Annotated in this window: 13 protein-coding genes; 7 read left to right on the top strand and 6 right to left on the bottom strand. The window is 43.8% G+C overall.

Annotated elements, in window-relative coordinates; genetic code table 11:
* Window positions 1–33: 33 nt before the first annotated feature.
* The 4 genes from EJP82_RS12380 to EJP82_RS12365 all read left to right on the top strand — a co-directional run bounded on the left by EJP82_RS12380 (window position 34) and on the right by EJP82_RS12365 (window position 3,164).
* The gene (locus EJP82_RS12380; RefSeq protein ID WP_127192379.1) at window positions 34–918 is read left to right on the top strand and encodes a hypothetical protein; all 885 of its coding nucleotides are present in this window, start codon (window positions 34–36) and stop codon (window positions 916–918) included.
* Between the two features lie 159 nt (window positions 919–1,077).
* On the top strand, window positions 1,078–2,166 hold the full coding sequence (serC, locus tag EJP82_RS12375; RefSeq protein WP_127192378.1) for a 3-phosphoserine/phosphohydroxythreonine transaminase: 1,089 nt from the start codon (window positions 1,078–1,080) through the stop codon (window positions 2,164–2,166).
* Between the two features lie 111 nt (window positions 2,167–2,277).
* Complete coding sequence (gene trmL, locus EJP82_RS12370; protein ID WP_127192377.1) at window positions 2,278–2,742, top strand: tRNA (uridine(34)/cytosine(34)/5-carboxymethylaminomethyluridine(34)-2'-O)-methyltransferase TrmL; 465 nt, start codon at window positions 2,278–2,280, stop codon at window positions 2,740–2,742.
* A 176-nt stretch (window positions 2,743–2,918) separates the two neighbouring features.
* Window positions 2,919–3,164, top strand: a complete 246-nt coding sequence (locus tag EJP82_RS12365; RefSeq protein WP_127192376.1) for an AbrB/MazE/SpoVT family DNA-binding domain-containing protein — start codon at window positions 2,919–2,921, stop codon at window positions 3,162–3,164.
* A gap of 329 nt (window positions 3,165–3,493) precedes the next feature.
* Here EJP82_RS12365 and EJP82_RS12360 read toward each other — a convergent pair whose 3' ends face one another.
* The gene (locus EJP82_RS12360; protein WP_127192375.1) at window positions 3,494–4,561 is read right to left on the bottom strand and encodes a phosphodiester glycosidase family protein; all 1,068 of its coding nucleotides are present in this window, start codon (window positions 4,559–4,561) and stop codon (window positions 3,494–3,496) included.
* A complete protein-coding gene (locus EJP82_RS12355) occupies window positions 4,558–4,968 on the bottom strand; it encodes a hypothetical protein (RefSeq protein WP_127192374.1) in 411 nt (136 codons plus the stop codon). The genes EJP82_RS12360 and EJP82_RS12355 overlap by 4 nt, the downstream gene beginning before the upstream one ends.
* Before the next feature lie 437 nt (window positions 4,969–5,405).
* Between EJP82_RS12355 and EJP82_RS12350 the strand changes: the two genes are divergently transcribed.
* A complete protein-coding gene (locus EJP82_RS12350) occupies window positions 5,406–6,695 on the top strand; it encodes an aminotransferase-like domain-containing protein (RefSeq protein ID WP_127192373.1) in 1,290 nt (429 codons plus the stop codon).
* Window positions 6,696–6,802: 107 nt separating this feature from the next.
* Here the strand turns inward: EJP82_RS12350 and EJP82_RS12345 are convergent, their stop codons facing one another.
* Complete coding sequence (locus EJP82_RS12345; protein ID WP_127192372.1) at window positions 6,803–7,558, bottom strand: DUF2161 family putative PD-(D/E)XK-type phosphodiesterase; 756 nt, start codon at window positions 7,556–7,558, stop codon at window positions 6,803–6,805.
* A gap of 275 nt (window positions 7,559–7,833) precedes the next feature.
* Here EJP82_RS12345 and EJP82_RS12340 point away from each other — a divergent pair, with 275 nt between their 5' ends.
* On the top strand, window positions 7,834–9,729 hold the full coding sequence (locus tag EJP82_RS12340; protein ID WP_127192371.1) for a PrkA family serine protein kinase: 1,896 nt from the start codon (window positions 7,834–7,836) through the stop codon (window positions 9,727–9,729).
* A 105-nt stretch (window positions 9,730–9,834) separates the two neighbouring features.
* On the opposite strand, the gene EJP82_RS12335 is transcribed toward EJP82_RS12340, so the two are convergent.
* The 3 genes from EJP82_RS12335 to yhbH all read right to left on the bottom strand — a co-directional run bounded on the left by EJP82_RS12335 (window position 9,835) and on the right by yhbH (window position 13,564).
* Window positions 9,835–10,809 (bottom strand): aldo/keto reductase, encoded by a 975-nt coding sequence (locus tag EJP82_RS12335; RefSeq protein WP_127192370.1) that lies wholly within the window; start codon window positions 10,807–10,809, stop codon window positions 9,835–9,837.
* A gap of 152 nt (window positions 10,810–10,961) precedes the next feature.
* Complete coding sequence (locus EJP82_RS12330) at window positions 10,962–12,404, bottom strand: SpoVR family protein (protein WP_127192369.1); 1,443 nt, start codon at window positions 12,402–12,404, stop codon at window positions 10,962–10,964.
* Window positions 12,401–13,564 (bottom strand): sporulation protein YhbH, encoded by a 1,164-nt coding sequence (gene yhbH, locus EJP82_RS12325; protein WP_127192368.1) that lies wholly within the window; start codon window positions 13,562–13,564, stop codon window positions 12,401–12,403. Before yhbH ends, EJP82_RS12330 begins: the two co-directional genes overlap by 4 nt.
* A 274-nt stretch (window positions 13,565–13,838) precedes the next feature.
* Between yhbH and EJP82_RS12320 the strand changes: the two genes are divergently transcribed.
* Window positions 13,839–14,924 carry a zinc-dependent alcohol dehydrogenase gene (locus EJP82_RS12320; RefSeq protein ID WP_246054076.1) on the top strand — a complete coding sequence of 362 codons (1,086 nt, stop codon included), beginning with the start codon at window positions 13,839–13,841 and terminating at the stop codon, window positions 14,922–14,924.
* Window positions 14,925–14,966: the final 42 nt, after the last annotated feature.

Below are 14,966 nucleotides of genomic sequence, written 5' to 3'. Positions count from 1 at the left end.
ATTAATGCAGAGAGATCGAGAGGGAAGCTTGCTATGGCATATCAACTAAAGAATAAACAATTGGTAATTGATATTGCGGAACCTGGAGATTATAAGGGAAGCCGTTTTGATCATAGTGGATTTATTACGAGAACCACTCTTCTTGAGGGAAATCATAGCTTCTGTGTGCCGGAGAGTTTAAATCCGGCGCAGGGGACTGGGGGAGTTGGTATATGCAATGAATTCGGATTGTCAAAAGCTATTGGCTACGACGAGACAGAAGTAGAAGAGAAATTTCCGAAGGTTGGAGTAGGTCTCCTTTCAAAAACTAACAATGAGAAATATGATTTTTCCGAAAATTACCCATTGGATCCATTTGACATTTCTGCTCTGCAAAAGGATTCCCAGAGTATCACTTTTACGGTATTACCCAAGGATTGCCGGGGATTTGCTGTTATGCTGGTTAAGACCATTTCAATAGAAGGAAACAGGTTGACGATAGATTATTGCCTCCATAATATGGGGACAAGAATTATTCGAACCGATGAGTATGCGCATAATTTCTTTGGTATTGACGACCATCTAATGGGTCCGGACTATGTATTGAAATTTCCAATTGAACTGAGTCCGTGGAGTGATGATGAAGAGACGATGGATGTTCTTTCTTTTCACGAAAAGGAAGTGCGATGGAAACTAGAACCTGAAAAGGAGTTTTATTTCCGTATAAAGGGCTTTGAGGCAGCGAGTTATCCTTGGATATGGGAATTACTTCATGAACCTAGCCGTACTGGAGTGCGTGAACTTAGTAAATTTACAGTTTCTTCCGTTGCGGTATGGGGGAGTAGACATGTTGTATCTCCGGAAATGTTCATCGAGTTGAATCTTGCTCCAGGGGAGAAGAAGAGTTGGTCACGCGTATATGAATTTTTCACGGAATAAAACGAAAATACTTTGACGAGATGATGCGTTAATGTGTCAATTCTGCAAACTGTGTTTTTTTGATGCAATATGCGCTTGCTGGAAAAAAGAATAGTTGCTATGATTATGCTTATTGTAACTTCGAACTATATAATACAATTGGAGAGAGGATGGGAGATTATGAGTAAGAGAGCTTATAACTTTAATGCCGGACCGGCTGCCCTGCCACTTGAGGTACTGGAACGTGCTCAAGCTGAATTCGTTGATTATCAAGGTACAGGAATGTCAATCATGGAGATGTCTCACCGTGGTGCTGTTTATGAAGGAGTTCATAACGAAGCTTCAAGTCGTCTATTGAATCTACTTGGTAATCCTGAAGGTTACAAGGTATTGTTCCTACAAGGTGGAGCGTCAACTCAATTTGCTATGGCTCCAATGAATTTCTTGACCGAAGGTAAGACTGCAGGTTATGTGAAATCGGGAAGCTGGGCTAGTAAAGCCATCAAAGAAGCCAAACTAATTGGTAACACTTTTATCGCTGCATCCTCTGAAGAGAACAAATATATGTCGATGCCTGACGTAAGTAATCTTGTGCTTCCTGAGAACACAGCATACTTGCATTTAACTTCTAACGAAACAATTGAAGGAACTCAGTTCCATGAGTTTCCGGACACGGGTAACATTCCACTGATTGCCGATATGTCGAGTGACATTTTGTGTCGTCCGTTTGATTTGACTAAGTTTGGTCTTGTTTATGCAGGAGCACAGAAAAACCTCGGTCCATCGGGCGTAACGGTTGTGCTTGCTCGGGAAGAATTGTTGCAAAACTCTCCAAGTCATATTCCAACAGTTCTACGGTATGATACGCATGCCGAGAATAATTCCCTGTATAATACTCCACCTTCTTTCGCAATTTATATGGTAAACCAAGTATTGAAATGGATTGAAGAGCAAGGATCTCTAGATGGCATTGAGAAGAAGAATCGTGAGAAAGCAAATCTTCTATATAATGCAATTGATGAGAGCTCCGGATTTTTCCGCGGCTGCGTAGATGCTACAAGTCGCTCGACAATGAATGTTACATTCCGTCTTGGTTCCGAGGAGTTAGAGAAACAATTCATTAAGGAATCGGAAAAAGAAGGATTTGTCGGATTGAAAGGTCATCGCAGTGTTGGTGGGCTTCGTGCTTCCATCTACAACGCGGTTCCATACGAAAGTATCAAAGCGTTAGTTGATTTCATGAGTCAGTTCCAAAAGTCGCACGGATAAGAGGACTATTTCCTCTTCTGTGGAATTCAGGAGCCTTTCGCTGCTTGACAGCGGGGGGCTTTTGCTTCGTAGGAAGCATAATCTATTTATTAAGGTGAGGTGCCCATCATCATGACATTACACATTGTGCTAGTAGAACCGGAGATCCCGGCGAATACTGGAAATATTGCAAGAACGTGTGCTGCAACTGGAGTACACTTACATCTTGTTCGTCCACTTGGTTTTCGTACGGACGATGCAACTTTAAAAAGAGCTGGACTTGATTATTGGTATGCGGTGCAAATTGAATACCATGATTCTTTTGCCGAAGTTGAAGAGAAATATAAGGATAGCCGATTTTTCTTTGCATCAACTAAAGCGGAGAAGCAATATTCTGATTTTGAGTTCAAGGACGGAGACTTCTTTGTCTTCGGTAAAGAGACGAAAGGTCTGCCAATGGAAATTTTAGACGCTCACCCGGAGACCCTTATACGATTACCGATGACGGATAAGGTTCGTTCGCTAAATTTGTCGAATTCTGCGGCGATTATCGTATATGAAGCTTTAAGACAGTTAGATTTTCCGGAAATGCAGTGATTGTAAGACGATTTGCATGAGAATCTACATTTTTAATGGTAGATAATCTTGTGAAAAAATAAAATTTGTCGAATTGTAGCAGGAATATCACAAAAAATAGCGAAATGTTATAGTGATATGGTTTCGTGTATTTTAAGTAATATCATTATATTTATCAGAAGAGGTGTACGTTTATTATGAAGCCAGCTGGTGTGGTCCGCAAAGTGGATCAACTGGGAAGAATCGTCTTACCCAAATCATTGCGCAAAAGATACCAAATGAACGAAGGGGATCCTGTCGAAATTTTGGTGCAGGGTGATCATATCATCCTGGAAAGATACCGTCCTAAATGCGTGTTCTGCGGCTCAATGGAAGGCGTTAGTGAGTTTAAAGAACGCTCCATTTGCAGTCAATGTCTTGCTGATATGACACAGTTAGTCTAGAGGTAAATTGATGGGAGAGTGGGAGAAGTATCCGAAGTTACTGTCGGGTGCTTTTTTTACGTTCTTATGCATAATAAGATGGGCGTACAAGAAATAAGCTTCCCTAGGCGGGAAGCTTATTTTCATAGACCTTTTGTTTTATCGTCATTATAGGACGAAGTCAAGATGCCACACAGAAACAAGACAAATACCAGCGCAATGATCCAAAACGTTAATGAGAAGGACAAAGCTGAACACCTCCAGGATTTGTTCCCCTATAGTATACCTTTCTCTTCATAAAAAACAAATCCCATTATGATATTTTTCGTAGACAATTTAAATTACCTATGTTACTTGAAAAATAGAAAATGAGTGGGAACCGGACGTAGTGCGCCATCGGAAGGGTTGTTGATTATCCGTCCATTCACTACTAGCGATGCGGAACCGCCCCCATCAAGGTTATACGCATCTTTAACGCCAAGCTTCGATAATCTGCCTTGAAGCTCCTCCAATGTGGCTCCAGAACTCCCACTCTCATTGTAGCCATCTACGACGAGAACTAGTAATTGATCATCTTTGTAGTTCCCGATGGCCACACGTGGTGCACGAAGCGGAGAAGTCTGCCACTTAAGAGGGATGGTGGTTTTCTTGCCGTCTTTAAGTAAAATGGGAACGAAAGATGCTCCAAAGGAGGGATCAAGTTTATCTAGGTCCGCCTGCTGCTGAAATTTACCACCGATTAACTTCCCCGATGAATTCATACCAACAAAGAATAAATCCTTGTACGTCGGCTCAAATCCAGTTAAATACTTGCCGTTCATTACGGTAGTGCTAAGTGGATAACGTTTGCCACCAGCATCTGCAAACCCTCCTGCATTGATTCCCGCAACGGCTCCGTACCGATTCACCGCTTTCAGCGTTGTTTCAGATCCACCTAATTTGTCATTGCCAAGTGTCATTTTCATAGCCTTCGGTGATTTAAGCTTTATTTTCATAGCGTATCCTTTATAAGTACCTGGATTCACCTTATATAACTCAATCCTAATTTTATCACTATCGATAGTTTGAAAAGGAGTACCTAGTTTCGAAGAGATTCGGTCATTATAAATATTCCCGGGACGATCTGCGGCCTGCTGCGTCAGTTTGACGATTGAAGTCATGGTTGACGTGGTCTTATGGTACAGTTCAGCTGTTGTTTGAATCGAAGAAATAGTCGATTGGGCCATAACCTCAGCTTGACTTAGACTTTCTGCGATAGTTCCTGTTGTAGTCAAGATGTCACTTTTAGGTGTAATGACTTCCTGCTGATGGTCCCAATTAATTATGGAACTACTAATAAGCAGAGCAATGAGAAGTCCCAGTAAAGGGGCACTTGCTAACAGGAAAAAACGGTTAATTTGTTTGACTGGCGTATTCATTTAAGTAAATCCATTTGTTTTTGCAGCTTGGAAAGCTGTTGTTTTACATCGCTTAATTGGGAATACAACTTGTTGCTATTATCCGTTTTATCGCTTGTATTATCTTTGGTAAATGTGAGGAGTTCATTAAAGGCTTCAACCTTACTTTGTAGTGCTCCAATCTCTCCAGACAAGGCTGACAATTGGGCAGCGTAATCTGCCTTCATAATTTGTGTCTGTGCTTGCCACTTGGCATCTAATTCCTCTATCATCGATTTTTTTAAGTGATTGCTATATAGGAGGGTAGCGGCTATACCAGCACCGATCAATAGAATCCAAATGAGTAATACAAGTTTTACGGGGGCCTTTTTTGTTTTTTTGCTGCGGGTTGATTCGGAAGCCATCGTAGGTTCCGTATTGTAAGACATGAAATCACCTCTAGTATTTATTTCGAACTAATATTTTAACATGAGGATATTTGTAACGCAAAAAAATGAGAGATTTTGTAGTCTATTATCAAAAAATGCAGAATTATTCCTTATTCTACTAAAAGTACGTGTTCAAAAAGTCAGGTTTTCAGCACCAAGAGCTTATGCTTACGATGCTGCTTTTTTTCAAAACGCTTCAGAAGGTTGAATAAAGCTAGGGACAGAGGAGCGGAGCGTAGGCAAAACCTCCGTGAGCACCGAAGGTCCCGGCTGAATTCAAGATTCGCTGTCGAATATACTCCTTGATTTACTTCGTGATCAAAAGATGACTTTTTGAACAACCTCTAAAAATATGGTAGAGAGATATGTTTGCTGTGGATATTTGTCCTGCTGTACAATCGCCATAAATGAAGTAATCGGAAGTGGGTGTGAACATCGTGGAGGCATGGTTAAGGGAGGTTGTACGGAAATTACCACCAGAGTTTAGATTAGAGGTTAATACATTTCTTGATGACGGAGACTTCATTTCATTTGCAGCGAGCCGAGGAGATGGAGGAACGACCTCTTGGATTGAGCTGGAAACTGAGGCAAGAGAATCGATGTTAGGGCAAAAAGGAAGAGGGAGCAGCGAGCAGGAGGCAATAGAGCTTGAGAGATTCTCACGGGGATATCTTCCTTTAAGGGAATGGTTATCTAAGACATATGCTGAAGCGGAGGGAGGACAGGGGGAGGGACGAAATGATCCAGACCATTTGCTGCTGGTAGAAGACGCAGGGGAAGCACTAAGTTTATTATTTCGCACTCTGATGAATCCAGGTGACGTGGTGTTGGTAGAAACACCTGCTTCGCCAGAAGCTTTGGCACTGCTAAGCTACTATGGAGCTACAGTAGTCCATGTAGCATGTGATGGGGCTGGTATGTTGTTAAAGGAATTACGCAAGCAAATAAGTGTACACAAGCCAGTACTTTTGTACGTAACACCGTATTACTCAAATCCTTCCGGTTCCGTATGGAGTTTGGAGCGTAAAGTTTCATTACTAGAGATATGCGAAAGGAACGAGCTGTGTATTATTGAAGACAATACGTTAGGTGTTATTCCTTTTATATCATCTCAGGGTGTCTCTGATAAGAAGGTTAAAGGAACTACTACACAGTCATTATATGAGCTACAGCAGGCGCATGAAGGTGGAATCGGGAGGCAAGTGATAGGTGTCGGGTCGTTTGAAGGCACGACGTTTCCTGTTTTACCGTTAGCTTGGATTCGCGGAGAGCGGCAATGGATCTGGAGTTTATTGGATGAGAGTCTCATGTTGCCAGCTTCTCAAGAGTTCTTCGATAGGCAGCGTCTACTTCATACGCTGTTGGAATTACCGTCTTTCTCTTGGCGTGAGCATGCGGTGAAGGTGCAGAAGGAATATGCGGTCAGGCGTCGACTGACGCTGGAATTGATGAGTGAGCCACCTTGGGAGGGAACCGAGGTAAGCGATCCGGGGGGCGGGCTCTTCCTCTGGGTGCACCTGCCAGAGGGATTGTGCCCTGAGGCGTTGCTACGCGCAACGCTGCTGGAAGGCGTAGCATTTGTGCCGGGAGGCCGCTGCTACGCAGGAGAGCCGGATAGCAATGCGATCCGGCTTACATTTGCAGCGCACGGCGAGGCGCGCCTGCGCCAAGGCATGGCCGTGATCGGCGAAGCCATCACGGCGTTCACTGCGCGCGCCGCCGATTAAGGCGCGCTCTAGATCCTAGCGCCGCGCTATTCGCGGACGGCGCTATAATCGCACCTGCGAGCCGCCGAATAGGCGGGCGCCGCGGGTGCTAACCCTAAGAGCCGCCGTCAAGCCTTCGGCGGCCCCTGCACTTCGGCGGCGGTTGCTATCCGCTGCCATCCCACTACGACGTCCGCGTATTGCGAGAGCGCCTTCACGCCTGCTGGCGTTAAGACGTAGCGCCCGCGGGCGATGCGGCGGAACCAATCGTAGTAATTATGCTGCAGAATAGCAGCAGCAGTACCGATCCCGCTCTGATCACGAATCTCGCGCGGACTCATCTCTACACCAACCTCAAGGGCCAGAGCTACACGCAACGCTTTCTCACGGTATGCCGTCATGAGCTTGGCACCATAGCTACCCCCAACGTTGTAATCACCGCTGCGTTCGTTAAATTCACGTACTACACGATCTGACTTCTTCTTGCTCACCTTTTGCGACTGTCCATAGGTGATTTCACCAGGCGAGCACAAAACATCGACAAAGGGTTTCTTTGTCTTGAACAGGGTAATGGCAATCAGCCCTAACCCGAGCCGGCGGCATAGTCCTGTGATTTCACCCCAGCGTTGGTTGTGAGCTCCCTTTTTCGACCTATTACGTTCAACTGCGAGATACACCTCTTCGCTTAGCTTCTGTCTCTCGAGACCTTGAAGCAACAAGGGAAGGTTAAATGTCTTCTTCATCTCAACAATGAGGGGGTAAGGATTGCCTGGGCGAGTTCCGACCAGATCGCAGTGTGTGATTTCAGCTTTGATCGTATAACCCCGTTCCTCAAAAAAAGTTTTAAGTGGGGCATATAATTCTGTTTCATGCTGTACAGCCATGAGAATCTCCTTTTATTCTTTCTTATCTCAAATTATATCATGCTTCCCACTGTAGGGTCTGCAACAGCTGATTTTGGTTGTGAGTCGAAATCAAATCCAATTAATCCAATGAGACAACCTAAGGATCTGAAAAAATGGTCAACTTCTCTCGTCAAGCCGCATAGTTATGTAATACACTTTTCACTTCAATTTAAGCTCCATCAGTTTAGCACGGATCTCATCATTCGGGGAGCCGCGATATGCTTATCCAAGCAGGAGTAAAGGAGGTACCTAATATGGACATTTTTGATCGTATAGCGGCTTATCGGGCGGAAAGCGATTCATTGGTGTGGAACGGCACTTTCAAGGATTACCTTAACTTGTTGACCAAAGACCCTTCACCGGCTATGACTGCCCATGCCCGGGTGTACGAAATGATCGAGTCTTATGGCGTCGAGGAAGTGAATGGCCGGAAGAGGTATAAATTTTTTGAGCAAGAAATATTTGGTCTGGATCGGGCGATTGAAAAGTTAGTCGAGGAATATTTCCATTCGGCTGCTCGGCGATTAGATGTACGCAAACGAATTTTGTTGTTGATGGGACCTGTAAGTGGCGGTAAGTCGACTTTGGTTACATTACTTAAGCGAGGTCTGGAAAAGTTCTCCCGAACGGAAAAAGGTGCCGTGTATGCGATTGCCAATTGCCCCATGCATGAGGATCCACTTCATCTAGTTCCACATGAGCTTCGTCCTGAAGTAGAAGCATCTCTAGGTGTGCGAATTGAAGGTAATTTATGTCCTGTATGCCAAATGAGATTGAAAAATGAACATGATGGGAATATCGAGAATGTCATGGTAGAAAGAGTGCTGTTATCCGAAGTTAGCCGTGTAGGTATCGGGACTTTTAGTCCTTCAGATCCCAAGTCGCAAGATATCGCTGATCTGACAGGAAGTATCGATTTCTCTACGATCACAGAATTCGGCTCAGAATCCGATCCTAGGGCCTATCGTTTTGATGGGGAGCTAAACAAAGCAAACCGTGGGCTTATGGAGTTTCAGGAGATGCTGAAATGCGATGAGAAATTTCTGTGGAACCTGCTATCTTTGACGCAGGAGGGGAATTTTAAAGCAGGCAGATTTGCCTTAATTAGTGCGGACGAATTGATCATAGCTCACACGAATGAATCGGAATACAAATCCTTTATCGCGAACAAGAAGAATGAAGCTTTGCAATCCCGGATGATCGTTATGCCCATTCCATATAATCTTAAAGTATCCGAAGAAGAAAAAATTTACGCTAAACTGATCGGCCAAAGTGACATGGACCATATCCACATCGCTCCACATGCGTTACGTGCTGCAGCTATCTTCTCGATCTTGACTCGGCTTAAGGAAACGAAGAAGCAGGGAATGGATTTGGTTAAGAAGATGCGGTTATATGATGGTGAGGAAGTCGAAGGTTACAAGGATGCAGATTTGAAGGAATTACAGAATGAGTATTTGGATGAAGGTATGTCGGGTGTTGATCCTCGTTATGTCATTAACCGGATATCTAGTGCGTTAATTAAGCAGGATCTTAAATGCATGGGGGGGCTCGATATTCTTCGGGCGATTAAGGACGGTCTAGATCAACACGCTTCGATTACGAAGGAAGAGCGGGAACGTTATCTAAACTTTATCAGTATTGCCCGTAAGGAATACGATGATCTAGCGAAGAAGGAAGTACAAAAGGCGTTTGTTTACTCTTTTGAAGAATCAGCAAGAACGTTATTTGAGAACTATCTTGATAATATTGAAGCATTCTGCAATTGGACTAAGATTCGCGATCCGCTTAGTGATGAGGAACTAGATCCAGATGAACGCCTTATGAGATCCATCGAAGAGCAGATTGGCGTATCGGAGAATGCAAAGAAGGCGTTCCGTGAAGAGATTCTGATTCGTATATCCGCTTATTCACGGAAAGGTCGTAAGTTTCAGTACGATCATCATGATCGGTTGCGAGAAGCGATCGAGAAGAAGTTATTCGCTGATCTGAAGGATATTGTCAAAATCACAACCTCAACCAAAACACCGGATGAGAATCAGTTAAAACGCATTAATGAGGTCAGTAAACGTCTTATGGATGAACATGGTTATTGCCCTGTGTGTGCAAATGAGTTATTACGGTATGTGGGTAGCTTGTTGAACCGTTAATTGACATCAATCCTATAATGGAATTAAAAACAGGTCCTTCCTTACGATTAGATACCGTGGGGAAGGGCCTGTTTGGATTGTTAATAGGGTATGAAATAATACTCCTTATGGCAAGTTTCTACCTAAGGAACTGGTATAGAGCGAATACCATTCGCTACGAGTTAGACGTAGTGTAGTCGCATCTTTACAAGCACGAATACGTGAAGGGTTAATCGTCCCAATAACAGGTTGAATACCAGCTGGATGGGTCATTAGCCAAGAGAGTACAACGGCTTCGGTAGTCGTGCCTTTCTCTTGAGCAATCTTCTCAACAAGCTTGGCCGTATTGACGACATGCTCAGGTTGTCCTTCTAGGGAGCGACCAGAGAATAACCCTTGGGCAAGTGGACCCCAAGACTGAAGTTGAATATTCTCCATTCGGCAATATTCCATTGTGCCTTCAGGAAATACATTGTCTCTTGCGGCTTCTTGATTGACAGATATAGCGGTATCTACGAAGCCCGTCTTGAGTAGACTCATCTCTAATTGATTGGCGATGATAGGCTCATCACAGTAAGCTTGTAGTAGCTTAATTTGACCCTGACTCATGTTGGATACACCGAAGTTACGTACTTTACCAGATGCCTTGAGCTGTTGAAAGGCGCTAGCTACTTCTTCAGGATCAACAAGAGGATCAGGACGATGCAAGAGTAGAATGTCGAGATATTCCGTACCGAGACGTTCGAGAATACCATCAACACTACGTAAGATATATCCTTCTGAAAAATCAAATTGATGTGGGTTGTTGTCGTCTGCAAAGCGAATCCCGCATTTGGATTGGAGGATGATTTGCTCACGCAAGCTAGGTTTTTCTTTCAAAACATGGCCGAAGACACGTTCTGCTTTGCCTCTTGTATAAATATCGGCATGATCAAACATATTGATCCCAATCTCAAGTGCTGTTTCGAGCGCTTCTTGGCCTTCCTTGTAATGCTGCTCCGTAATGGGAGTTTGACTATCCCAGTCTCCGCCTAGTCTCATACATCCGAGCACGAGTGGGCTTGCTTGAATGCCACGACTCTGTAATGGAATCGGTTTCATTTGATATGCCTCCGTTAGTTGTAGATTATGAAACTAATGAATGTGTCTTAGTTTATTATAACTGGAGATTGTCCCGAATTGGAAGTAGTGAACAGTAAAGATCCCGGACTCTAGTCATAGACTTGAAAACCGGGATCTTAATATGAAGTCCTTTACATGATCTTGCGATAATGCTTTTCACCATCGTAACTGAACAGTGCTTTCTTTTTTTCGACAATCGTCTCTAAATGAACTGTCTTACCCCAGAGACGATATACATGAGGAAGAGTGCGTTCCAAGTATTTTAAATCAAGCTCGATTCCTTCGTATTGATGTTTGAGGACCAATTCTCCGCTTCGGAGATGGTCTCCATCCTGGACTACGATATAAGGAGAACCTCCGTTGACGCGTGATGCAACAAGCTGGTCGCGAATATTCTCCCATGATTTATCGGTGATCTTCCATTCGGGACCCTGTTTCTCAAATACATAGAGATCGAGATCAGCAACTAATTTCTTCGTTAGGTAACTGCGCAGAAATGAGGTGTCACAATCCATCTCTCGTACCTCGAATATCTTCTCTCTCCCAAGTCCTGGTTCACGTCCTAGACGACGTTTTTCTTCCTCTGTAGGATTATCCCAACGTCGCTCGATATCTTCAAATATTTTGAGCCCCAGATAATATGGATTAAGACTTTGCTGAGAAGGTTGAACGACAGAAGAATTGAGCTTGGCGAATTCTATCGTTTCTTCACTGGTCAGATCTAGCTCGCGCAGGATACGCTGATGCCAGTAGGAAGCCCAGCCTTCGTTCATGATCTTCGTCTCCATCTGTGGCCAGAAGTATAGCATTTCTTCGCGAAGCATGCTCATGATATCCCGCTGCCAGTCTTCCAGAATCTCCGAGTATTCCTGGATGAACCAGACGATATCTTTCTCGGGCTCCGGTGGAAAGGTAGGGGGCTTTGCCTGAGTCTCTTTATTGATAGAAGGGTTCTTAGACTCGTCGAGGGACCATAAGTCATCATACTCACTATTCGGGGGTTTACGTGGTCCCCCTTCTTTAGCCTGATTAAGTTTTTCTTCCGTTTGTCTCCGTTTATCATGCCGCCCAGGCTTGATTAGCCTTGGATCAACATGCTCTTGGATGGCCAGCACGGCATCTATGAAGGTTTCAACTGTGTTTGCTCCATAGAGCAGCTCATATTGGCTGATCCGTTCAGCCGTAGCGGACATACTTTCGACCATATCCCGATTGGTGGCAGAGAATCGCAGATTATTCTTAAAGAAATCACAGTGTGCCAATACGTGAGCGACGATCAACTTGTTCTGGATTAAGGAGTTTCCTTCCAGTAGAAAGGCATAACATGGATTGGAATTAATAACGAGTTCATAAATTTTGCTCAGCCCAAAATCGTATTGCATCTTCATTTTATTAAAGGTTTTTCCAAAGCTCCAATGGCTAAATCGCGTTGGCATACCATAAGCTCCAAAGGTATAGATGATGTCTGCCGGACAAATCTCGTATCGCATGGGGTAATAATCTAGACCAAACCCATTGGCGATTTCCATAATTTCCGCTATGGCATATTCCAGTTGCTCCAGTTCACCTTTCACAGTGCCGTGTCTCCTTCCCGCTTATGGAAAAACTGCCTCAGCGCTTTATAAACTTCACCTTTTTCTTTGATAACATAATATATAAATCGTTCTTGCTTAATATTTCGATAAGCGGACATGAGTGTACTACCTCGGTTGTATTGATTGACTTCCCCGTAACCAAACATATTACAACGTTTTAATAGCTCATCGATTAATTTGATACAGCGCTCGTTGTCGGAAGTTAGGTTATCCCCGTCGGAGAAATGGAAAGGGTAGATGTTGTAAGCGATAGGGGGGTAACGTGTATCGATAATTTCCAACGCTTTCTGGTATACAGAGGAGCAGATCGTTCCGCCACTCTCCCCGCGGTTGAAGAAATCTTCTTCACTGACTTCACGAGCCTCCGTATGATGGGCCAGAAACACAATCTCGACCTTCTCATATTGCTGGCGCAAAAATCTAGTCATCCAGAAGAAGAAACTACGTGCGCAATATTTCTCGAATGCACCCATCGATCCTGAAGTATCCATCATGGCAAGGATAACCGCGTTAGATTTCGGTATGATGATATCCTCCCAGGTTTTGTAGCGTAGGTCGTCTGGGGAGATCCCGTGGATCCCGGGAGTGCCTTCGCGGGCATTACGTCGAAGATTCTCTAGTATCGTCCGCTTCTTGTCGATGTTGGACATGAGGCCTTTTTTTCGAATGTCATTAAAGCGATAAGATACAGTCTCAAGCTCATCCTTTTCCTTCTCTTGAATGAAGGGCAACTCTAAATCGTTAAACAGCATTTCTTCCAAGTCTTCAATGTTGACTTCGGCCTCCATAAAGTCGTGACCGGGTTGATCTCCGGCTTTACCACCCTTCCCTGAGTCCTTGGGATTATCTTGGGCGAGTACGTCGCCAACCTGGCTGTCTCCATTACCCTGTCCGACATGCTTATGCTTCTGATAATTATGAATAAAGCGGTACTCCTCCAAATTGCGAAGTGGTATCTTTATGATCTTCTTCCCGTCAGACATGATGATATTTTCCTCGGTGACGAGATCCGGGAGATTCTGTCTGATAACTTCCCGCACTTTCTCTTGATGGCGCTGCTGATCCTGATATCCTTTGCGGTGCAGCGACCAATCTTCCTTCGAGACAACGAAATTATATGGTTCAGGTGAAGACGGCATGGTGGGCACCTCCCTATATGCATTACAGAGAACGGTGAGAGTGGATGTAAATAAAGTATATTCATGGAAGGGGACGATATGTGAAGAATCTGTTATGAACGTTGATTTTAAGAGGTAGTTCCAACTCAATAATTCATTTTCAGTACATATTCAGTAATTTTCAGAAATATTTTACATTCGACATTATTCCCCTTACTTCTACATTCCTCAAGTGTTAATATGGTTTTTATATATTGCGCAAACGTTTGAACAGATTGGGGAAGGAGAGAAGTAAATGAAGCTAGAACATGATTTATCGCTGAAGACACGAAGTATGGAGGCGTTGGTATGGAGTGAGCAAGGGCAATTGGAGTTATGCCTTAGAGATGAACCTCAGCTATTACGACCTACCGATGTGAAGGTAAAGATCCATATGACAGGGATCTGTGGTACGGATCTGGCAGTGATTACTGGCAAAGAGCCTGGAATTCAGAATGTTATACGTGGTCATGAAGCAGTGGGAACTGTTGTAGAAGTTGGAACAACTGTAGATAAGGTTCAGGTAGGTGACCGTGTCGTGATTGATCCTAATCGAAGTTGTAACCAATGTCGTTTTTGCAAGCAGGACAAGCAGCACCTCTGCATAGGCTTGGACGGGCAAGGAATGAGGATTTCTGGATTAAATGATGCTGGAACATTTGCCCCGTTCTTTGTAACCGATGTTCAGTTTATTCACCCACTTTCTCCTTCTATAAGCTGGGAAGCGGCTGTTTTGGTGGAACCATTAGCTTGTGTTCTCCATAACTTTCGAGAAGCAGGGGTGACTAGAGACGATACGGTATTAATTCTTGGCTCAGGGCCAATGGGGATACTTTGTCAGTTGGTAAGTAAGTATATTGGCTGTGTGACTATTGCAACAGAGAAGAATCTATATCGCTTATCGTATGCAGCTCAATTTTCAGATGATGCCTGCAAACCTGAGCAATTACAGGAAGATAGAGTGAAACCTTTACTTCATGATCGTAAATTTGATGTTGTGATTGATACTGTAGGAAATCAGATGGAGACTGCGGAGAGATGGGTTGAGCGTGGAGGACGGATTATCCCGTTTGGCATTAATGGAAAATATCAATATACGATTACACCTACTCACTATACTCAGCAGGCTATCAAAATTGTAGGAGCAGGAGAGTATCTAAACACATTTGGGGAAGCACTACAATTTGCCGAGGATCATTCAATATTAGCTGCTTTAGTTACGAAGAAATATTCTTTGCATGATTATGAGACAGCCATTCAGGAATTGGTGGGTTATGATCTTCGAACTGGAGAGACCTATGAGACGAATACTTTGAAAACGGTGTTTGTATTTGAGAAATAGAAATTGTCAGTTATGCTCTCATATTTTGCTTATTACTAAAGG

The organism is Paenibacillus anaericanus, from assembly GCF_003994475.1.
Classification (GTDB): Bacteria; Bacillota; Bacilli; order Paenibacillales; family Paenibacillaceae; genus Fontibacillus; species Fontibacillus anaericanus.
The sequence above is the reverse complement of the archived record's forward strand: the minus strand, read 5'-3'. Positions and strand labels throughout refer to the sequence as shown.